This window comes from Mesorhizobium sp. M8A.F.Ca.ET.202.01.1.1 (assembly GCF_004791595.1).
Taxonomy (GTDB): Bacteria; Pseudomonadota; Alphaproteobacteria; order Rhizobiales; family Rhizobiaceae; genus Mesorhizobium.
Genome location: NZ_SRUN01000002.1, coordinates 43666 through 64390 on the forward strand (window position 1 = coordinate 43666; position 20725 = coordinate 64390).

Below are 20725 nucleotides of genomic sequence, written 5' to 3' on the forward strand. Positions count from 1 at the left end.
ATGCGAGGAAGGAACAATCATGGCCGATATCCAGACCATCATCGATGCCGCGCAGGCTGAAATCGAGGCCGACCGCGACTGGCTGATCGGCCTGGTCCGCGACATGGTCCGCATCCCTTCGGTCAATCCCAAATTCGAAGCCAATCCGGCGATCAATCGCGAGGCGGACGTCCAGGCGCTCTTGGAGCCGATCTTGAAGCACGATGGCTTCAAGACCGAGCAGTGGGACGCCTTGCCCGGCCGGCCAAATCTGGTCGGCGAATGGGCTGGAAGCGAAGACCGCAGCCTGATCCTGTGCGGGCACATCGATGTCGTGCCGGTCGGCGAGATGAAGGACTGGTCGGTCGATCCGTTCGGCGGTGAGATCACTGACGGCCGGCTCTATGGCCGGGGCGCGGTCGACATGAAGGGCGGCGTCGCGGCTTGCGTCGCCGCCGCGCACGCGATCCGCAAGGCAGGCATCACGCTGCAGGGGCGGCTGGCGATCCACTCCGTCGTCGACGAGGAGGCCGGCGGCTTCGGCGCCATGGATGCGGTGAAGAAGGGCAAGCTCGCCAAGGCGGTGCTGGTCGCCGAGCCGACCTGGGGCGATGTCCTGCCGGTCGAGGGCGGGCTTGAGTGGGCGCGGGTGACGATCCGTGGCCGCAACGCGCATTCGGCGCTGCGCTACAACGAAATCTATCCGCAGAGGCACGACAAGGGCCGGCTGAAGCCGGGCGTCAACGCGATCGAGATCGCGGCGCGGTTCATCGCCGCCGTCCGCCAATATGAGTTGGACCGGACACGGGCGAAGTCCCATCCGCTGCTGCCGGTCGGCATGAACACGATCAACATCGGTGTCATGCATGGCGGAACGGGCCTTGGCGAACATGGCCTGCCGACGGTGATGACCAATCCGGCCATCATTCCCGATGTCGCGGTGCTCGACCTCGACATGAAATTCCTGCCGGACGAAAACTCGTCGGAATACCGCCGCGACTTCGAGGAGTTCGTCCATCATTTCGCCGAGGCCGACGCCTGGCTGCGCGACAACCCGCCTGTCATCCAGTGGGAACTCGGCGGGCTGCATTTCCCGCCCATGAACACCCCGGTCGACCATCCGCTGGTGAGGTCGCTGATGAAACGCAAGGCCGCTATCGGCAAGACGCCGAAGGCAAGCGGCTTCGTCGCCGTGTGCGATGCCGCGCATTATGCCGGCGCCGGCGTCGACGGCGTCATCTTCGGCCCGTCGGGCGACGGCTTCCATGGCGCCAACGAATATGTCGAGGTGGAATCGGTGGTCGAGACCGCCAAGGTGATTGCCGCTTCGGTGATCGACTGGTGCGGCGTGCGCTGAGCGGAGCTATTGTTCCAGGCAGTCAGGCCGGGCGTTTGATCCGCCCGGCGACCGCACCCCATGCCGACCTGATCATGCCTGCCAGTCCGCTGGGATAGGCCAGCATGACGCCGATGATCAGCACCGCGGTGATGATCGGGCGCCATGCCCCGAAATCGGCCATCCACTCGGCGAAGATCGTCAGCACGAAGGAGGCGACGACGGCACCGTAGATGGTGCTGGTGCCGCCCAGCAGCACCATCGACAGGATGATGGTCGCCAGGCTCATGCCGAACACGTCGATCGAGGCATTGCGTTGGTAGGCGGCGTAGAAGGCGCCGGCAATGCCGGTGAAGAAGGCGCTTGCCGCCAGCGTCAGCATGCGCTGGCGAACGATCGAGACGCCTCGGCTGATGGCATATTCCTCATTGTCGCGCAACGCCACGATGCTGGCGCCGGCGCGCGAGCGCACGAACACGCGCAGAAACAGCGTGCTCGCCACCAGCAGCGCCAGCGCGATGTAGAAATAGGCGAATTTGGCGTCGCGGACCATGTTGTGGTCGAACCAGTAGAGGCCGGGGATACGCACGATCCCTTGCGTGCCACCGGTGATGTCGGACTGGCTGAGGATCACCTGCATGACCAATTGCGCGAAGCCGAAGGTGACCAGGATGATATAGATGCCCTTCAGGCGCAGGATCGGGATGGTCACCACGATCGCGGCAAGCGTGGCGATGATGCCGCTGGCAAGAAGCGCGATCCACGGGTCGAACCCGGCCAGCTTGGTGAGCAGGCTGTAGGCGTAGACGCCAATGCCGAACAGCGCCAGATGGCCGAAATTGAAGACGCCGCCATAGCCGAGGCTGAGGTCCCAGTTCGACGCCACGATGGCGTAGATGAAGGCCATGATCAGGATGTGGCGGGCATAGGTGTCGCCAAAGACGAGCGGCAGCAGCGCCAGCACGACGAAACCGAGCACGAAGCCGACGGCTTCGTGCTTCCACGGCGTGCGGCCGGGTGCGATCGGGGTTGCCGCCGCTGTACGGATCTGGGTGATCGGTGAGGTCATGTCGGTCATGCGAGGCCTCGTGAGCGGCTGGCGAAAATGCCCTCGGGGCGCACCATCAGGGTCAGGATCAGCACGCCGAACAGCAGCGCCGGCGTCCAGTAGAGGCCGAAATAATAGCTGCACGCGGCCTCGAAGAAGCCGATCAGATAGGCGGCGAAAATCGGTCCCGATATGCTCGATATGCCGCCGAACACGACGACGATCAGCGCCTTGAGCAGCGGGTCGCTGCCCATGACGGGCGACATGAAACGATAACCGCCCATGAAGATGCCGGCGAGCCCCGCCAGCGATGCGGCGATGGCGAAGGCGAGCCCATAGAGCGCGGTGACGTTCAGCCCGACCAGATGGCTGGCATCCTCGTTCTGCGCCACCGCACGCAACGCCAATCCGAGCCGCGTGCGGTTGAGGAACATCCACAGTGCCGCCAGGATCAGCGGCGTGATGACGATGATGGCGATCTGGTGGAGCGAAACGCCGACGCCGCCGATGGTGGCGTTGCCGTCGATCAGCGCCGGGATCTGCTTGGAACGCGGCCCCCAGATGGTGAGCGCTCCGTTCTCGATCAGAGATCCGGCGGCAAGGGTGGTGATGACGACGACCAGCACGATGTTGGGCCGGCCGATCAGCGGCCGCACGACGCTCGCCTGCAGGATCCAGCCGACGCCGGCCATGACGACGACAGCGATCGGAAAGGCCACCGCCGCGGGCAGGCCGAGCTCGACCAACTGCCAGGCGATATAGGCGCCCAGCATCATGAACACGCCATGGCTGAAGTTGAACACGCCGATCGTCGTCCAGACCAAAGCCAGACCGACCGCCATCATGGCGTAGAGCGAGCCTTGGAACAGGCCGCCGAACAGGATTTCCGCCAATGCGCTCATTCGACGTTCCTAGTGTCCGAAATACACCGACATGATCTCGCCGTGGTCGAGGCTTTCGCCCGGCTTGATCTCGGTCGCCACCGCGCCATGGTTGACGAGGTAGAGTTGCTGCGTCAGCTCCAGCAGGAATTCGATGTCCTGCTCGACGACGATGAGCGGCACGCCGCCGCGCGAAATGTCCATGACGGAGGCGCAGAGCTCGTCCTTGATCTTGGGCGCCAGCCCAAGCGTCGGCTCGTCGAGGATCAGCAGGCGTGGATGGCTCATCAGCGCCGTGCCGATCGACACCATCTGGCGCTCGCCGCCGGACAGCGTGCGCACGCGCTGGCGCCAGCGTTCCGCCAGTTTCGGGAACAGCCTGATCACCTTCTCGCGGTTCTCCGCCTCATGTGGGCGGGCACGCGGCGAATAGGCGCCCAGCTTCATGCAGTCGGCGATGGAGAGGTCGGGAAACAGCCGGTTGCCTTGCGGCACATGAATCAGGCCGGTGCCGACGATGGCGCGGGCGCTGAGGCCTGATATGTCTTGCCCGTCGAACAGGATGCGGCCGCTCTTCGGCCGCAGGAGACCGGAGATGGCGCGCAGCAGCGTCGTCTTGCCATGGCCGTTCGGGCCGAACAGGCCGACATTGCCGAAGCGGCCGGCCTCCATCGAAATGTCGTGCAGCACGGTGACGCGGCCATAGCCGGCGGTGACGCCTTCGACGGTGAGGATGGGATTCACGCCACCGCCCTCCGGGTTCCGAGATAGGCTTCGATGACGCGCTGGTTCGCAATCACGCTCTCCGGTTCACCGGCGGCGAGCACGCGACCATTGTTGAGCACCAGAAGGTGCCGCGACAGGCTCATCAGGAAGGTCAGCACGTGCTCGATCAGGAGAATGGTGATGCCGCGCTCGGCGGTGCGGCGGATCAGCCCGATCGACGTCTCGATCTCGGGCTTGGTCAGGCTCGACGCCGGCTCGTCGAGCAGAAGCATGCGGGGCTTCATGGCGATGGCGGTGGCAAGCATTAGGCATTTGCGTTCGAAGACGGAAAGCTCGCCGGCCAGCCGCCCGAAGGACGCAGGCCCCAGCCCAACGAATTCCAATGCCTCGGCCGCCGCGTCTCGGGCGGCGGCCGCCGCTTTCTCCTGCCGGCCGTAGCTGGCGCCGATCAACGCGTTCTCGAATACGGTCAGCCCGTCGAAGCTGGTCTCGCGCTGAAAGGTGCGGGCAAGGCCAAGGCGCGCGATGGCATGTCCAGGCTTGCCGTTGATCGCGGTCCCGTCAAAACGGATGTGGCCCCTGTCCGGCCCGAACGGGATGCCGGTGATGATGTTGAACAGCGTGCTCTTGCCGCTGCCGTTCGGACCGGCGATGCCAAAAATTTCGCCGGCCTCGACCTTGAACGACACGCCGTCGACGGCCTTCAGCGAACCGAAGGCCTTCGACACGTCGTCCAGTTCAAGCAGAGCCATGCCTCACTGCATCCAGGGCTGCGGCTTGAAGGCGCCGGTGGCGTATTTTTCCGGCGAGATCAGCGTGCGTTGGCCGTCCCAGATCTGAAAGAAGGTGATCGGGATATAGTCGTCGCCCTGCGTCGCGAGATGCGTGGCGGGATCAAATTTCAGCCGGCCTTCAGCGACTTGCTTGTCGGTCTCCGACAGCGCCTTCATGATCGTCGCATGGTCGGATGCGCCGCCGACCTTCTTGACCGCGTCGAAATAGACATTGGTCATTTCATAGAGGCCGACACCATAGGTGCCGCTTTCGACGCCGTATTTGGCCTTGAATTTGGCCGCTACCTCGTCGGCGCGCGGGTTCTTCGGCGTCGTCAGGGCACCGCCCAGAAGATTGTAGATGACACCGTTCGACTTCTTGCCCGTGAGTTCGACGAACTCCGGAACGCTCGGCGCATATTGCAGGAAGACCAGGCTCTTGGTCGGCTGCTCGAGGAACTGGTTCAGGAAGGACGCCGAATTGCCCGGCAGATAGTCGGTGTTGATGACGACGTCGGGAACGTTCTCGCGCACCTTGGCCAGGATCGGGCGCCAGTCGGTCACTTCGCCGAACGGCACGATCTCGTCGACCGTGATGGTCCAGCCCTTCTCCTTGAAGGTCTTCTTCATGCCTTCGGAGATGGTCTTCGAATAGGCATTGTCGGAGGAGATGATGGCGACCTTCTTGGTCGGCAAGGTGATCTTGCCGTCGGCCGCGAGCTTCTCGACGAACAGGGTGACGTCGGTATTGTAGGCGTCGAAGGATGGCGTCAGGGACCAGCAGCACATGTATTTGTCGGGGCTCGGCGCGATGATGTCCCTGGTCTGCTGAGAGGTGGCCGCCAGCATGTAGGGCATCTCGGCCTCTGCCATGTTGTCGATCTCGAAATTCGTCAGGCTGGCGTAGCCGGTGAGCATGAATTGCACGCCGGGATCGCCAAGCAGGCGTTCGACCGCGCTGGTGACGTTGCCGGCGGACTGATCCTTGACGTCGCCGACCACCAGTTCGAACGTGTTGCCGGCAACGCCGCCGGCGGCGTTCGCCTCATCGATCGCCATCTGCACGCCGCGTTGGAATTCCTGGCCGTCCGCCGCGGCAGGGCCGGTGATCGGCGCCAGCAGGCCGATCTTGACGACATCGGCGAAGGCCGGTGCGCTCGCCGTGGCAAACGCTGCGATCAGCGCTGTGCTCATCAGCATATGGCGGATTCTGTTGCCTGCGGATTTGGATTTCATCGTGCCGTTCCCTGTTTTCCTCCCGTTCATCGGGAGTTGGATAATTGACAATCTACGCATAATTGTTCTTATTTGAAAAGGATTTTTCAACGGCATGAGACCGGGAAAATGTTATGGCAGGGCTAGGGGAGGTGGCGGCGCTTTGTTGTGCAACTGCCTCGAAACAGGGCAATTTCAGACGGAGCCAAAGATGACGATCTCGCAGAACACCCTTGAAACCAGCCACGGCAGGATCGCCGTTCGCGAGACCGACGGCAAAGGCACCGCCGTGCTGCTGATCCACGGCAATTCGTCTTCCGGCGCGGTCTTCCGCAACCAGCTCGAGAGCCCGCTCGGCGAGCGCTACCACCTCATCGCTCCCGATCTGCCTGGGCACGGCGCGTCCGGCGATGCCATCGATCCGGACCGCTCCTACAGCATGGAGGGCTACGCCGACGCGATGACCGAAGTGCTCGGCCTGCTCGGTGTCGGCCAGGCCATCGTCTTCGGCTGGTCGCTCGGCGGCCATATCGGGCTGGAGATGATCGACCGGTATCCTGGCCTGCTCGGCCTGATGATAACGGGCACCCCGCCGGTGTCGCCCGAGGAAGTCGGCAACGGCTTCAAGCCGAGCCCGCATATGCACCTTGCCGGACAGGAGGTCTTCACCGCCGCCGACGTCGAGGCTTATGCGCGCAGCACCTGCGGCGAACCGTTCGAGCCGTTCCTCATCGACACGGTCGCGCGCACCGACGGGCGGGCGCGACGCCTGATGTTCGAGAAATTCGCCGCCGGCACCGGCCGCAACCAGCGCGAGATCGTCGCCGGCAAGACACCGCCGATCGCCGTTCTGAACGGCATCGACGAGCCTTTCGTCAACACCGATTTCGTCGCGGCGGTCAAGTTTTCCAACCTGTGGGAAGGCAAGGCGCATTTGCTCGACAAATCGGGCCATGCGCCGTTCTGGGATTCGCCCGACCGCTTCAACCCTGTCTTCGCTCGTTTCCTGGCGAGCGTCGATCAGGCATAAGTCGTCGGGATCCTGGGGAGGCAATGACTCGGCCCTGGTGTCAGAGGGCACGAAACCGACTTCGGTTTCGAAGTGATGGCGCAAGCAATCGCCAATGTGCAATGTGTCGACGTTTGCGCCGGTGGCTCGCCTGTGATCCAAGGCGCACTGGATGCGGGTCACCCTGCAGTTGGAGCGCTGAATGACCCTAATCACACGCCGCAGGCTTTTGAAAACCGCCGCCATCGCTGGCGCGAGCGGTGTCGGGCTTGCCGCGGTCGGCAGGATTGGCGGCTCGGCCGCGGCCACGCCCGAGCCGGTGGTGCTGCGGACGGCAAAAATCCAGGCCAAGCTGATGGATGTTGGCCCGACCAGGGATGTACTGACCTATGGCAACGCTGGAATGCCGCCGGTGCTGAGGATGAAGAAGGGCGAGCCCTTCGCCGCCCGCCTGATCAACGCCATCGACGATCCGACGACAATCCACTGGCACGGCATTCGCCTGCCGAACAAGATGGATGGCGTGCCCTTCCTGGTGCAGCCTTACGTCTACACCGGCGATCATTTCGACTACGCCTTTACCCCGCCCGATGCCGGCACCTTCTGGTATCACCCGCATTGCAATACGCTGGAGCAGATGGGGCGCGGCCTGACTGGCGTGATCGTGGTCGAAAACCCGAACGATCCGAAATTCGACGCCGAATTTGTCCTCAATCTGCGCGATTGGCGCCTTGGCGACGACGGCCAGTTCATCGACCAGTTCCGGCCGCGCGATGCGGCGAGAACCGGCACCTACGGCACGGTGCGCACCGCGAACTGGCTCGACCAGCCGCAATATGACGCGCCGGCCGGCGGGTTGGTGCGGCTCAGGCTGGCGATCACTGATGTGACCCGGATCTATGCTTTCCGCGTCGACGGCGCCGAGGCCGATGTCATCGCGCTGGACGGCAATCCGGTGCCGCTGCGCTTTTCGCCCGATGCCTTGCTGCTGGGGCCGGGCCAACGCATGGAACTCGCCATCCGCATGCCCGACGAAGAGGGCGCGATCGTCAGCTTGCGAGACGTCAGGGGCACCAAGCCCAAGGTGCTCGCGACGTTGCGCGCGACGGGCAGTTCGCTGAAGCGGGATGTTCGCGATCTCGCACCGCTGGAGGTCAATCCGGTGGCCGAGGTCGATCTCACCGCTGCCCGGCATATTTCGCTGACGCTCAGCGCCACGGCGGAGAACGTCCCGAGCGACGGCATATGCGGCTCGCTCGGCTACAGTTTCTGGGCGATCAACAAAGTGCCGTGGCCGGGCGATACATCCGATCCGACCGCGCCTTTGGCCGAATTGAAGCTCGGCAAGAGTTACATCATCGACATGGAGAACCTGACGCCGCAATCGCATCCGATGCATCTGCACGGCATGAGCTTCAAGGTGCTGTCGTCGTCGACGCGCGCGGTTCAGCCGCTGATTTCCGACACCTACCTCATCCAGCCCAATGAGAAGGTGAGCCTTGGTTTCGTCGCCGACAATCCCGGCGACTGGCTGCTGCACTGCCACATCATCGAGCACCAGAAATCAGGCATGACGAGCTACGTCAGGGTGGTTTGAAGCCAGGCCATCGAAGGCCGCGTTGTCCGCGCCCTACTTGCGCAGTTGTGCCTCGATCTCGTCGAGCACCTTGTCCTTGCCGATGCCGGTGAGGAAGGCGAGGCCCTTGATCACCGGCTTGGTCACCGAAGCCGAGATCGGCGTGGTGGCGACGATGAAGTCGACGCTGTCGGCCAGCCCCGGCACTTCGGTCGCCTTGGCCTGCTGCGCGTTGAAGGTAAGACCGCGCTTCTTCATCGCTTCGGTGACGGCGACGTTGACCGCCGTCGAGGTGGCGATCCCTGTACCGCAGGCAAAGAGAATGGTTTTCTGTTTGGACATTTGCTGCTCCTCCTTGGTTATCAGCCGAGCACGGCACGCACGTCGTCGAGGTTGCTGGCCGACCTCAAGCCGTCCAATGCCTGCGGGTTCTGGATGGTCTCCATGACGGATTGCAGCGCTTCAATCTGCTTGTCCCTGTCATTGATGGCAAGCAGGAAGACGAAGCCGACCGGCAACTTCTCGTCGGGATCTTCCATGTTGGCGAAGGTCACCGGTTTTCTCAGCGTGCCCATTGCGATGCCGGGCTTCAGCACATGCTCGGGATCGGTGTGCGGCACCGCGACATTGTCGGCGCGCTCCAGCGGCAGCCCTGTCGGGATGGTCATTTCGCGGCGCACGACCGCGTCGGCATAGGAGCTTTTGACATAGCCAAGCGCCTCGAGCCGCCCGGCGAGGATGCGGATGATCTCCTCATTGGTCGAGGCATCGGATCCGAGCACGATCGCCTCGGGATCCAGAAGCTGCATGAGGCCGTCGGACATGTCTTGCTCCGTCGATGAATCGTGCGCCCCGGGAGGGCGCACGATCGTTTCAGATTGAAGCCGCCAAGGCTCAGGCGGTGTGTTCGGCCGGCTCGTCCTCGGCGCCTGCCGCCCGCTCCCAGCCGAGCGTATTGCGCCGGTAGAGCACGAACAGCGCTGCGATGACCACCGCGATGATGATGATGCCGATAAGGCCAAGCCCCTGGATCGCCTCGATGATCACGTAGGGCACCCACAGGAAGCCGTCGACCACCGAGGTGATCTGCAGCGCATCCGCCGGCAGCTTGAAGCCCGATGCGACGGCGGCACTGGTGAACAGCGGCGCCAGCGCGTTGGCGACATAGAAGCCGATCGCCAAGGTCACCGTGCCGATCACCACCATGCGGAACACATTGCCTTTGACCAGCGGCGCGGTCATGGCGACGATGAACGGGATGACCGCCAGGTCGGCGAACAGGATGACGCGGTTGCCGGGCAGGATCACCGACAGGATGATCGCGATCGGCACCAGGATCAGCGACGACGAGATCGCCGCGGGATGGCCGATCAGGATCGCCGAATCGAGGCCGACCAGAAGCTCGCGGTCGCCGGTGCGCTTGCGCACGAATTCCTGCGCCGCGTCGGAAACCGGAAGCAGGCCTTCCATCAGGATCTTCACCATGCGCGGCAGAAGCAGCATCACCGCGGCCAGCGTCATGCCGGTGCCCAGCACCTTGGCCAGGACCACACTGAGATCGCCCGCATTGTAGAAGGCGATGGCGCCGAGCACGAGGCCGATGATGAGGCCGAGCACGACCGGTTCGCCGAACACGCCGAAGCGGCGCTCGATGGTTTCGGTGTTGATGTTGATGCGGTTGATGCCGGGAATGCGATCCATGATCCAGTTCAGGATGATGGCGATCGGCAGGATCTGCGCCGAGGCGAGATGCGGCACCGAAATGCCGGGAACGCCGTAGAACTGCTGCACCGCGCGCGCCGACCAGTCGGCGAAAAGCAGCGAAAGCGCCGCGACGAGCGCCGCGATCGCAATGCCGTAGGCCAGATTGTCGGTGGCGGCCACGACAAGCGAGCCGACGAAGGCAAAGTGCCAGAAATTCCAGACGTCGACATTGAGCGTGCGCGTCATGCGCGTCAGCAACAGCACGATGTTGACCAGGATGCCGACCGGGATGACCCAAAGCCCGACCGATGAGCCGAAGGCGATCGCGGCCGCCGAGGGCCAGCCGACATCGATGATGTCGCGATGGATGCCGGTGTTGGTGACGATGGCCTTGGCCACGTCGCCGATCGACGTGAACATCAGGCCAAGCACGAGGTTGATACCGATGAAGGCGACGCCGATGGTGACGGCGGCGCGAAAGGCCTTGCTGACCTTGGCGCCCAAAACCACGGCGATGATGAAAATGACGATCGGCAGCAGGATTGTCGCGCCGAGCGTGTCGATGGCCCCCTTGAGGCCAGCAAGTAGAGTATCCATTCTTCCTCCCCTGGAGCCACGGGCTCTGCCCGAGGATGCTCCGTTGTCTCGTCCACGCCTTTGCCGCCTTGGCGCAAAGGCCTCCCCAAATCTAACGAGAGGCGAAATGCTCGTCCGAGCGGTGTTTCGGAGTGAACATTTGCCTTTGCTAGAAAACGAATGTTTTATTGTGGCTGTTCACGACAATGTCAATTGGCAACCCTTTGGGCCAATAATTCGCGGCGAATGCGCCGTTTCCCGGCGATTCCATTGGAAATCGCCGGCCGCGAGCGGTTTCATTGGCACAGCGGACCCGTCCCTGCTAATCCGGCCTCGAATCAAGAAGCTGTGGACATCCCTGCATGACCAATGTCGCCTTGACGGGACTTGCCAGCGATCTCGCCAGACGCGCCGCCGAGGGCCGCCCCGTGCGCATCGGCGTCATCGGCTCCGGCGAAATGGGCACCGACCTCGTCACGCAAGGCATGCTGATGCCGGGCATTGCGGTTTGCGCCGTTTCGACTCGCCGCCCGCACACCGCGCGCGATGCCATCCGCATCGCCTATGGTGACGAGGCGATGGCGGTCGAAGCCGATGCCGCTTCGAAAGTCACTGCTGCGATCGAGGCGGGAAAAATAGCCATCACCTCGAACGAGATGCTGGTCACCAATCCACTGATCGACGTCGTTATCGACGCCACGGGAAAGCCCGGCGTTGCCGCCGATTTCGACCTGATGGCGATGGAGCATGGCAAGCATCTGGTGATGATGAATGTCGAGGCCGACGTCACCATCGGCTGCTATCTCAAACAGCAGGCCGACCGGCTTGGCGTCGTCTATTCGGTCGGCGCCGGCGATGAGCCGTCGAGTTGCATGGAACTGATCGAATTCGCCTCCGCCCTCGGCCTGACCATCGTCTCGGCCGGCAAGGGCAAGAACAACCCGCTCAACCATGATGCGGTGCCCGATGACTATCGCGAGGAAGCGATCCGTCGCAACATGAACCCGCGCATGCTGGTCGAGTTCATCGACGGCTCCAAGACCATGGTCGAGATGTGCGCCATCGCCAACGCCACCGGGCTGGTGCCCGACGTGCCCGGCATGCATGGTCCCAAGGCCGACCGCGACGACCTCGTCAAGGTGCTGATCCCGCGCGAGGACGGTGGCCTCCTGCTGAAGAAGGGCGTCGTCGACTACACCATCGGCAAGGGTGTGGCGCCCGGCGTCTTCGTCATCGTCGAGGCGACGCATCCGCGCATCATCGAACGCATGGACGACCTGCATATCGGCCACGGCCCTTATTACAGCCTGTTCCGGCCTTACCATTTGACGTCGCTCGAAGTGCCGCTCACCGCCGCCCGCATCGTGCTGTTCGGCAAACCGGACATGGTGCCGCTGCCGCGGCCGGTTGCCGAGGTCTGCGCCGTTGCCAAGCGCGATCTCGCCGTCGGCGAGACCTTCGATGCGATCGGCGAAACTTGCTATCGCTCCTGGACGATGACCGTTCGCGAAGCCCGCGCTCAGCGCGCCGTCCCGGTCGGCCTGCTCGAGGGCGGCAAGGTGCTGAAACCAGTCAGGAAAGGTGATCTGCTGACGGCCGACAATGCCGCGCCCGACCAGACGACCAGGCTGTTTGCGCTGCGCCGTCTGCAGGATGAAATGCTCTACGGAAGCTAGCCTCGCATTGCCGGGAAAGCGGTAACCGCAACTTCGTCATCCTGGGGCGAAGCAAGGAGCGTAGCGACGCGGCGCAGACCCAGGATCCATGCCGTGATTTAGAGGCGTTGCAGCGGTGGCAGAATTTTGCTCCGCTGCGCCCTTCCATTGAGCTCCCGGCATGGATCCTAGGGTCTCCGCGACGGAGCTTCGCTCCTGCTTCGCCCTAGGATGACGACGTTAGGAACTACCGCTCAGGCTTCTATTCTGTCAAAATCATAGCGTCGAGGACCCAGATGAAACTCTACATCAGAAATCCGCGCGCACGCGAATTGGCGAGACGGCTTGCAGACTTGCGCAATACGTCGATGGCCAAGGCGGTCTTCAAAGCGCTTGAATCCGAACTGCAGCGAAAGCAACTCTCGCTCGCCAAAAGGCTTGCCATCATAGCTCACGATCTTAGAGCCAAGGCAGGAGCGGGTGGCCGAACTATGGATAAGGACGAGATCAGCGACATGTGGGGATATTCCTGACACACCCCGAGCTGTCCCCGCTTATTTCCCCAGTTCGATCGACCTTAGCCGCGCCGCTTCCACCGCGTCGGTGAGCAACTTGGTCAGCCGGTCCTCGCCCATCAGCACGCCAAGCGCGGCCGCCGTCGTGCCGTTGGGGCTGGTCACCTGCTGGCGCAGCACACCCGGGTCCTCACTGCTTTCCGCTGCAAGCGACGCGGCGCCGTAGACGGTCTGCATGGCAAGCAGCCTGGCGGTCGCCGCCGGCAAGCCGGCCTTCTCGGCGGCCACGGTCAGCGCTTCTATGAAATGGAATATGTAGGCCGGACCCGATCCGGACACGGCGGTCACCGCATCCATCAGGCTCTCGTCATCGATGGTAGCCACTTCGCCGCTGGCCGAAAGCAGGTCGGCGACGAAACGCCTGGCGTCGTCGGAAACCAGGGGATTGGAAAACACCACCATCATGCCCTTGCCGATGGCAGCCGGCGTGTTGGGCATGCAGCGCACGATCGGCGCGCGGTTGCCGAGGATTTGCTCGAAGGTGGCCGACGGCGTTCCGGCGGCAATGCTGACGAAAGTGGTGCGGCCGTCGCCGAAGCGCTTGTAGGCGGCGGTGACGTCACGGATCACCTGCGGCTTCACCGCGATGATGACGAGTTCAGGCACGGCATTCGTCGGAATGGCTTCGGCTTCCGCCGCGGTGCCGCAGCCGAGTGCGGCGGCCCGATTGCGCAGGTCCGCGTTGGGCTCGACCACGAAAACCGCTGAGGGTGCGAGCTTGCCGGACTTCAGCCAGCCCGAGAGCATGGCGTAACCCATATTGCCGCAGCCGGCGAGAACAAGCCTGATCGTCATCGAGAGCCCTCCGAGGAAAGGCCATGACATAGACGCTCGCGGATCGGTGGGGAAGCCCTCTCAGGACCGCTGGACGGGCGTGCGCATCGCGATCGGCCGCAGCGACACTTGCCTGAGACCCAGCACGCCGAGCACGAAGAACAGCCAGACCGGATCGCCGCGATGAAAGAAGAAGCTCTCGAGGAAGGCGTTGAGCGCGGTGAACAGCACCACCATCATGAAGAAGTCGCCGAGAAAGATGTTTTCCTTGCGCTGCGGAATGCGCATGTAGTCGCGCAGCGGTGCGATGAGGAAAGTGTAGACCGCCACGCAAAGGGCAGGGATGCCCATCAGCACGGCAATGTCGAGATAGCCGTCATGGCCGTGCACGATGGTCCTGATGTCCCAGGGGCGATCGAAGGGCTGGTCCTGGTTGAACAGCAGCGGCGTGCCCCAGAAGCTCTCATAGCCGTAGCCGGTCCACGGCTTCTTCGCCAGCATCGAGCCGGCGAACTCCCACAATGTGGTGCGGCCGGTGTAGGTCATGTCGGGAAAATAGATCGCCGCCAGATGTTTGATCGGCGGCAGGAAGACGATGCCGAGCGTGCCGACCGCCGTGGCGATGATCGCCAGCGCAAACAGGATCGGCGTGCCGAGCCGCATGCCCATCAGGCTCGGAAACATCACGATCAGGATCGAGAACGGCACAAGCCCGGCTGTGGTCTTGGAGCCGGTATGCAGCATGAAGATCATCGCCGCGCAGAAGATGCCAGCGCCCCACCAGCGCTGACCGCGCCGATAGAGATAAAGGCCGGCGAAACTGAAGCAGGCCATGATCGGTCCGGCGATGTTCTTGTGGGTGAACACGCCGCGCCACAGGCCGGCATGTTCGGGCTCCTGCGAGTCGGCGGTGTGCATTGCCTCGTGCGGAAAGGCGATGAGGCCGAGATAGGATAGGCCCATCACCACGACGGCGGTGAAGATGATGACCCTGGCGAAAGCCTCGGCGTCGCGGGGCAACGCCAGGATCGTTGCCATCGTCAGGATGCCGATCATGGTGAAGGACGCCGCGCGCATCGCCGAGGGCGGATCGGTTGCCAGCACCACCGACAGGAAGAAGAAGCCCAGCATCAGCATCCAGGACGGGCTGAGCAGCGAGCGCACGACGCGCGGATCGGCGAAGGCCATCAGCGCGAAGATCGAAACCGCGCCGAGCGAACCGAAGCCGAGCTGATTGACGATGTCGCCACCTTCGCCGGTGAGTTCGGCGCCGGCCGGCTGGAACGGGCGGAAGGATACCATGATGACGGTGAACAGCAGCGCCGCGATCGCGGTCGCGACGCCGTCGCGCGTGAACGCGGCGCTGAGCGGGGCGCGCTCAGTTTTTCTCAGGCTGGCGGTATTGCTCATTTGCATATCCGAATTCGGCCAGCACGCGGCCGAGCGCCACATGGACGGGATAGATGGCGATCGCCGGCGATCCCGTGCGCGCCAGCCGCATCATGCCGCGAAGCGGCGAGGCGGCAAGGAGCGCCAGGCTCTTGGCGAACACCTTGGCACCGGCGAAGGGCGTGCCGGCGCGCTTCTTCTTTTCCACCAGCGTCGAGATGACACCATTGCGCAGGCTGCGGGCGCGGATCCAGTCGGTCTCGACGCGCCGGGCCGGAACGGTCTCCCGCACCTTGGCTTCGGCGCACCAGCCCAGCACGAAGCCCCTTTGCGCCGACCGGCTGAGAAAGTCGGCGTCGCCGCCGCCCATGAAATTGAACTTCAGGTCTAGGAAGGGCGGCCCCATCGCTGTCAGCACGTTACGCCCGATCAGAAGATTGCCGGACGAATAGAGTGCGGGCACCCGTCCCGTCTCCCGGTAGGGAGGCGCGAAGACGGGATGCTCGGCCCATGTCGCGTGGGCAGGATCGGCAAAGACGGGAACCTGCGGGCCGCCAATGATATCGGCGCCGAGCGTTTCGGCTGCGCGGCACATCCGCTCCAGCCATTGCGGATCGGCGATCTCGTCATCGTCGATGACCAGCAGATGCCTGAAGTTCGGGAAATGCAGGATCGCCGTCTGCCAGCCGGCATTGTAGGCGCTGCAATTGCCGCGCTCATGCGCGATGATGACCATGCCCGGTATCTCGCCGCGCTCGAACAGCGGCAGCGCGGCCTTGGCCCCTTCACGCGCCTCGGCCTCGTTCTCCATGACGATGACGGCAAAGCGCCTGCCGGTTTGCTGCTGGCGCAGCGACGCCAGCGTCTCCAGCAGCTGTTCGGGCCGCTTGAAAGTCGGCAAGGTGACGATCGCTTCGACGGCCTCCGCGTCGAGCCGGGGAGACCGTCCCGCGATCGATACCGAACCGTCCGATGGCAAAGGGATCATCCGTATCCAGCCGCGCCTTGAGTCGCGTTCTGGTAGCACCACGATGATAAGGTTTCGTTAATCACCTTGCACGGAGTGGCCCGCCAGGCATGGGCTTTGGGGCGTTGATCGTGCTCGTTTAATCAAGGCTTCACCGCGCTTTGCTACCGGCTACACCACAGGATAGTGAGATGCATCTGCTGTTCGCCACATCGATCGTGCCCGACGGTGCTCTCGCCTCGGGCTACGAGATCGCCAATGCCGCGATCATCGCCGCCTTGCGGCGCGCCGGCGCGCGCGTGACGGTCATCGGCTTCACCTGGCCCGGGAAAACCGCGATAGATCCCGAAAATACGGTGGTGCTTGGTGCGATCGACGTGCGCACCGAAAGTGCTTCGCCGTTGCAAAAACTCGTCTGGGTCGGCAAGGCAATATTTTCGGGCCTCACCTTCGCGTCGGTCAAGTTGCGTGCGGTGTCCGACCACGACGTTCAGGCCGCGATCGAACGCGCCGGTCCATTCGATGGTTATGTGCTGAATTCCGTGCAGTTCGCCGGTGCTTTCGAAAAGCTCTTCGAAGGCCGGCCTTCGATCTTCGTCGCCCACAATGTCGAGCATCTCTCGGCCCGCGAGAATGCCGCTGCCGCCGGCGGCATTTTCCAGCGTCTGCTGTTCCGGCGCGAGGCAAGGCTGCTCAAGCTCGTCGAAGAGCGTCTCTGCCGCCGCGCGCGCTTCGTCTTCACGCTGGCCGAGGAAGATCGCGTGGCGCTCGGCGTCGCCTCCGATGACCGCTCGGCCGTGTTGCCGCTGGTAACCGGGGACACGGCGCCGGTCCGGAAAGGCCGGCGCCAGATCGACTGCGACGCGGCCCTGATCGGCACCTGGACCTGGCAGCCAAACCGCATCGGCCTCGACTGGTTCCTGGGCAAGGTGGTGCCGCACCTGCGGCCTGGTTTCCGCATCCGCATTGCGGGCCACATGCCTGCCGGCGTCACCTCGACGCATCCGGGCGTCCAATTCGTCGGCCGCGTTCCGGATGCCCGGGCTTTCGTCTGTGGCGCGGCCGTCATCCCGCTGATCAGCACCGCGGGCAGCGGCGTACAGTTGAAGACCATCGAGACCTTCGAGCTTGGCCTGCCCTCGGTCGCCACCAGCCGTTCGCTGCGCGGCATCGACCACCGCCCGGCCAATTGCGTGGTCACCGACGATCCGGCCGGCTTCGCCCAGGCCCTGGAGGCTGCCGCGGCCGATATCGACGATGTCGATGGCACCACCTTCCATCGCCGGCAGGTCAAGGCGCTCGACGCCGCGGTTCGTGTCGGTCTCGAAAAAATCGGCGCCGTCCGGCGGGAGGTGTTTGCATGAACATGCACGCCACCCGCGCCGCGTTCGGGCTCGACAGTCTGAAAATGATCCTCGGCATCCCGGTGCTCGCCATCCGCTGGAACGATGCGATCGCCCTGCTCAATCGCCTGCTTGCCGAGAAGCGCTTCACCAAGGTCAGCTTCCTCAACGCTCACAATGCCAACATCGCCTATACCGACCCGGTCTTCGCCGAGGCGCTCGACGATTTCCTCATCCTGCCGGATGGCATCGGCGTCGATCTCGCCGCGAAGCTTCTCTACGGCGCGGCATTTCCCGACAATCTCAACGGCACCGATTTCGTGCCCGCATTCCTGCAGGCTTCCAAGCGGCCGCTGACCGTGGGGCTGCTCGGTGCGACGCGTGTCAACGCCGAGGCGGCGTCGCTGAAGCTGGCGGCGCTTGCCGTGCAGCACAGCTTCGTGGTCGTTCACGATGGCTATTTCTCCGCCGCGCAGGAGCCGGAGATCATCGGTCGGATCGCAAAATTGCGACCTGACATGCTGCTCGTCGCGATGGGCGTGCCGCGCCAGGAGCTGTGGATTGAACGCCACATCGACGAACGTCATTGCACGCTGCCCGTCGCGGTCGGCGCGCTGCTCGATTTCCTGAGCGGCTCGGTGCCGCGCGCCCCGCTATGGATGCGCCGCCTGAGGCTGGAATGGCTGTTCCGGCTGGCGGTCGAGCCCGGCCGGCTCTGGCGCCGCTACGTGGTCGGCAACCCCCTGTTCCTCTGGCGGGTCGTCAAGCAGAAATGGTCGCGCGGCGCCGAGGCCGCCGCAGATGCTCCCGGAGAGTTTCGTTGAACAAGCGCTTCGTCCCAGACCCGCTGGCCGGCCCGGGCCTGTTGCCGAAGACGCCAACGGCGGCGGTGGTGACGGCAAGCTACGCCCCGGATTTCGAGCGCTGCCGCCTGCTGTGCGAAACGCTTGACCGCCATGTCTCAGGCGCCGCGCACCACTACATTCTGGTCGAACATCGCGACCTCGCGCTTTTCCGTCAGTTGGCGACCAGCCGCCGCTCGATCGTCGATGAGCGGGATCTCCTGCCGCGCTGGCTGCGAGCCTTCGACGATCCGTTCAGCCTGTTTCGCCGGCGCGTCTGGCTCAGCATGAAGACCCAGCCGCTGCGCGGTTGGCACGTGCAGCAACTGCGCCGTATCGCCATATCGGCGCACGCCGGGGAAGACGTGCTGATCTTCTGCGATTCCGACGTCGCTTTCCTGAAGGCGTTCGATTGCGGTGTCTTCTGGCGCGATGGCAGCGCGCGCCTGTTCCGCCGCGATGGCGTGCTCGCCGATGACGGCCATGACGAGCATCGCGTGTGGTCGCGCAATGCCGGCGCCGCACTCGGCATCGACCGGTCCCAGGCGTCGGTCCATGATTATATCTCGACGTTGATCGCCTGGCGCCGTGACACGGTGCTGGCCATGTGCGGCCGGATCGAAAAGGTCCATGGTCGCGACTGGGTCGAGGTCATCGGCTCGGCGCGCAAATTCTCCGAATGCATGATCTACGGCCGCTATGTCGATGATCTGCTGGACGGAGCCGGCCATTTCCACGGTTCGGAGGAATTCTGCCGTGTCCACTGGACGGGCGAGGCGTTGTCGGACGATGAGTTCCGCCGCTTCGTCGCCAGCATGGCGCCGGAGCAGGTGGCGATCGGCATGCAGTCCTTTATCGGCACGGATATCGGCCGCATCCGCCGCCTGATCGGGCTTGATCGCTGACTTGTCCTAGATTGCCTTCGCCGGTCGGCGCAGCGCCGAATAGGTCAGCAGCATCGACGCGAGATAGAGCAGCAGGAAGACGATGTTGAGCGACAGCACCAGATCAGATGTCTCGGTAATGGTGGTCAGCACATAGGTCAGCAGCAGCGCCTTGAGGGCGGCGAGCAGGCCCAGATTGAGCGCCCGCACCAGCGTCTGGCCGCGCGCGAACAGAAGCTCGGCCTGGTATTCGACCAGATTGCGCAGTCCCGGCACGCAGATCGCCAGCGCCACCAGGGGCGCGGCCTCGGAGACATTCCTGCCGAGCGCGTTGGGGAAGAAATGCAGCACGATGCCGAGCGCCGCCAGCGCCAGCGTCGAGACCGCGAACACACCGCCCTCGATGCCGCTCTTGACCGCCAGCCGTGAGAGGAGTTCGGGCGCGCGCATCATGCGCTGCACGAGCATCATGGAGAAGGTGCGGATGGGAATCGCCGTCAGGTCGACCAGTCGCATGATGATGGCATAGATGCCGGCCAGATGCGGACCGCCGATCGCCAGCACCAGCAGCTTGTCGAACTCCATCTGCAGGTAGAACAGCACCTCCGCGCCGGCCACATAGATGGAATCGGCGAGCCGCCGCAGATAGAGCTCGACGCGCAGCCGCAGCCTCTGGCGCGGATAAAACCACCCAAACGCGAGCAGCAGCGAGGCGGCGTTGGCGCCGATGTAGAACCACGACCACACCCAGATGCCGTGCTGTGCCGAGACCATGAATAACACCGCACCAAGCGCCCGCAGTGCCGTGGCCAGGATCGCCAGTATGGCGGCGCGGCCGAATTTGCCCAGCCCGTTGTTGACGATCAGCGCCACTTCCACCGGTCGCCACAGCAGCGCCTCGGCGAAGACGATCGCCGTGAACACCGACAGCGGCACGGTGCCGGCGAAGAAGGTCAGGTAGACGCCGAACGAGGCGGCGGCCAAAAGCGGCAGCGAGGCGGCGCCGAGCACCAGGAAGCCGGCGGTGAAGGTGCCGATCAGATTGGGTCGGATGGTAGCGGTGCGATAGAGCGCCGAAATGAACCCGAAGGCGAGGATTCGCGACAGCATGACGCCGGCCGCCGAGGCGGTGGCAAACATGCCGAATTCGGCGATCGAAAGTGTGTTGGCGAGCGCGATGAAATAGGCGAGTGAAAACACCAGTCGCCCGCCGGCACCGCTGATCGCCGAAAAATAGTCGCGCACCAGCCCCCGTCGTTCGGCCATGAAGGTGCCGATCCGCGCGAAGGTCCGCCTTTGCGGTATGTCGCTCGCCTCAGTCATAGGTCAAGGAAATGCATAGGCCGGAAAGTTTAACGTGCCGTTCTGAACCTTTCGGTTGTGTTGAAAGTTCTTGCAATCATGACGTGAATTCCTGCCACCGTCTTCCGGAAATTAACCTTTTGTTTCCTATGCCTGTTTAGCGTGGCTTAA

General features: G+C 63.8%; 20 protein-coding genes. 8 read left to right on the forward strand and 12 right to left on the reverse strand.

Features of this window, described 5'->3' with window-relative positions:
• The first annotated feature begins 19 nt into the window (after window positions 1-19).
• On the forward strand, window positions 20-1336 hold the full coding sequence (locus EN845_RS05035) for an ArgE/DapE family deacylase (RefSeq protein ID WP_127870838.1): 1317 nt from the start codon (window positions 20-22) through the stop codon (window positions 1334-1336).
• A gap of 22 nt (window positions 1337-1358) precedes the next feature.
• Here EN845_RS05035 and EN845_RS05040 read toward each other — a convergent pair whose 3' ends face one another.
• The 5 genes from EN845_RS05040 to EN845_RS05060 are packed head-to-tail and all read right to left on the reverse strand — an operon-like array spanning window position 1359 to window position 5979.
• Window positions 1359-2393, reverse strand: coding sequence for a branched-chain amino acid ABC transporter permease (locus tag EN845_RS05040; RefSeq protein ID WP_127279817.1), 1035 nt, complete (start codon window positions 2391-2393; stop codon window positions 1359-1361).
• The gene (locus EN845_RS05045; RefSeq protein WP_027045159.1) at window positions 2390-3265 is read right to left on the reverse strand and encodes a branched-chain amino acid ABC transporter permease; all 876 of its coding nucleotides are present in this window, start codon (window positions 3263-3265) and stop codon (window positions 2390-2392) included. The genes EN845_RS05040 and EN845_RS05045 overlap by 4 nt, the downstream gene beginning before the upstream one ends.
• A 9-nt stretch (window positions 3266-3274) precedes the next feature.
• Entirely contained in the window at window positions 3275-3988 is a 714-nt protein-coding gene (locus EN845_RS05050; RefSeq protein ID WP_127870839.1) for an ABC transporter ATP-binding protein, read from the reverse strand.
• On the reverse strand, window positions 3985-4722 hold the full coding sequence (locus EN845_RS05055) for an ABC transporter ATP-binding protein (RefSeq protein WP_127279819.1): 738 nt from the start codon (window positions 4720-4722) through the stop codon (window positions 3985-3987). The genes EN845_RS05050 and EN845_RS05055 overlap by 4 nt, the downstream gene beginning before the upstream one ends.
• Before the next feature lie 3 nt (window positions 4723-4725).
• Window positions 4726-5979: an ABC transporter substrate-binding protein gene (locus EN845_RS05060; RefSeq protein ID WP_127279820.1), complete on the reverse strand. Its 1254-nt coding sequence runs from the start codon at window positions 5977-5979 to the stop codon at window positions 4726-4728.
• Between the two features lie 190 nt (window positions 5980-6169).
• On the opposite strand from EN845_RS05060, the gene EN845_RS05065 reads away from it, so the two are divergent.
• Complete coding sequence (locus tag EN845_RS05065) at window positions 6170-6988, forward strand: alpha/beta hydrolase (RefSeq protein ID WP_127870840.1); 819 nt, start codon at window positions 6170-6172, stop codon at window positions 6986-6988.
• Window positions 6989-7169: 181 nt separating this feature from the next.
• Window positions 7170-8564, forward strand: a complete 1395-nt coding sequence (locus tag EN845_RS05070) for a multicopper oxidase family protein (protein WP_127278919.1) — start codon at window positions 7170-7172, stop codon at window positions 8562-8564.
• A 33-nt stretch (window positions 8565-8597) separates the two neighbouring features.
• Here EN845_RS05070 and EN845_RS05075 read toward each other — a convergent pair whose 3' ends face one another.
• From EN845_RS05075 to EN845_RS05085, 3 genes are all read right to left on the reverse strand, one after another.
• Window positions 8598-8885, reverse strand: coding sequence for a PTS sugar transporter subunit IIB (locus EN845_RS05075; RefSeq protein ID WP_127278918.1), 288 nt, complete (start codon window positions 8883-8885; stop codon window positions 8598-8600).
• Window positions 8886-8905: 20 nt separating this feature from the next.
• Entirely contained in the window at window positions 8906-9367 is a 462-nt protein-coding gene (locus EN845_RS05080) for a PTS sugar transporter subunit IIA (RefSeq protein ID WP_127278917.1), read from the reverse strand.
• 70 nt (window positions 9368-9437) lie between these two features.
• Window positions 9438-10844 (reverse strand): PTS transporter subunit IIC, encoded by a 1407-nt coding sequence (locus EN845_RS05085; protein WP_127278916.1) that lies wholly within the window; start codon window positions 10842-10844, stop codon window positions 9438-9440.
• A gap of 341 nt (window positions 10845-11185) precedes the next feature.
• On the opposite strand from EN845_RS05085, the gene EN845_RS05090 reads away from it, so the two are divergent.
• Together EN845_RS05090 and EN845_RS05095 are read left to right on the forward strand one after the other, a co-directional pair.
• Entirely contained in the window at window positions 11186-12499 is a 1314-nt protein-coding gene (locus tag EN845_RS05090) for an NAD(P)H-dependent oxidoreductase (protein ID WP_127278915.1), read from the forward strand.
• A 275-nt stretch (window positions 12500-12774) separates the two neighbouring features.
• Window positions 12775-13011 carry a type II toxin-antitoxin system VapB family antitoxin gene (locus EN845_RS05095; RefSeq protein WP_127278914.1) on the forward strand — a complete coding sequence of 79 codons (237 nt, stop codon included), beginning with the start codon at window positions 12775-12777 and terminating at the stop codon, window positions 13009-13011.
• Window positions 13012-13032: 21 nt separating this feature from the next.
• Here EN845_RS05095 and proC read toward each other — a convergent pair whose 3' ends face one another.
• The 3 genes from proC to EN845_RS05110 are packed head-to-tail and all read right to left on the reverse strand — an operon-like array spanning window position 13033 to window position 16204.
• Complete coding sequence (gene proC, locus EN845_RS05100; RefSeq protein ID WP_127870841.1) at window positions 13033-13848, reverse strand: pyrroline-5-carboxylate reductase; 816 nt, start codon at window positions 13846-13848, stop codon at window positions 13033-13035.
• A 60-nt stretch (window positions 13849-13908) separates the two neighbouring features.
• Complete coding sequence (locus tag EN845_RS05105; RefSeq protein WP_127870842.1) at window positions 13909-15237, reverse strand: O-antigen ligase; 1329 nt, start codon at window positions 15235-15237, stop codon at window positions 13909-13911.
• Complete coding sequence (locus tag EN845_RS05110; protein WP_127870843.1) at window positions 15206-16204, reverse strand: glycosyltransferase; 999 nt, start codon at window positions 16202-16204, stop codon at window positions 15206-15208. The genes EN845_RS05105 and EN845_RS05110 overlap by 32 nt, the downstream gene beginning before the upstream one ends.
• Before the next feature lie 170 nt (window positions 16205-16374).
• Here EN845_RS05110 and EN845_RS05115 point away from each other — a divergent pair, with 170 nt between their 5' ends.
• Genes EN845_RS05115 through EN845_RS05125 form a run of 3 tightly spaced genes read left to right on the forward strand, consistent with a single transcriptional unit; the run spans window position 16375 to window position 19273 of the window.
• Window positions 16375-17547, forward strand: coding sequence for a glycosyltransferase family 4 protein (locus EN845_RS05115; RefSeq protein ID WP_127870844.1), 1173 nt, complete (start codon window positions 16375-16377; stop codon window positions 17545-17547).
• Window positions 17544-18350 carry a WecB/TagA/CpsF family glycosyltransferase gene (locus EN845_RS05120; protein WP_127870845.1) on the forward strand — a complete coding sequence of 269 codons (807 nt, stop codon included), beginning with the start codon at window positions 17544-17546 and terminating at the stop codon, window positions 18348-18350. Before EN845_RS05115 ends, EN845_RS05120 begins: the two co-directional genes overlap by 4 nt.
• Window positions 18347-19273, forward strand: coding sequence for a DUF6492 family protein (locus tag EN845_RS05125; RefSeq protein WP_127870846.1), 927 nt, complete (start codon window positions 18347-18349; stop codon window positions 19271-19273). The genes EN845_RS05120 and EN845_RS05125 overlap by 4 nt, the downstream gene beginning before the upstream one ends.
• A gap of 6 nt (window positions 19274-19279) precedes the next feature.
• On the opposite strand, the gene EN845_RS05130 is transcribed toward EN845_RS05125, so the two are convergent.
• The gene (locus EN845_RS05130) at window positions 19280-20575 is read right to left on the reverse strand and encodes a lipopolysaccharide biosynthesis protein (RefSeq protein WP_127275896.1); all 1296 of its coding nucleotides are present in this window, start codon (window positions 20573-20575) and stop codon (window positions 19280-19282) included.
• Window positions 20576-20725: the final 150 nt, after the last annotated feature.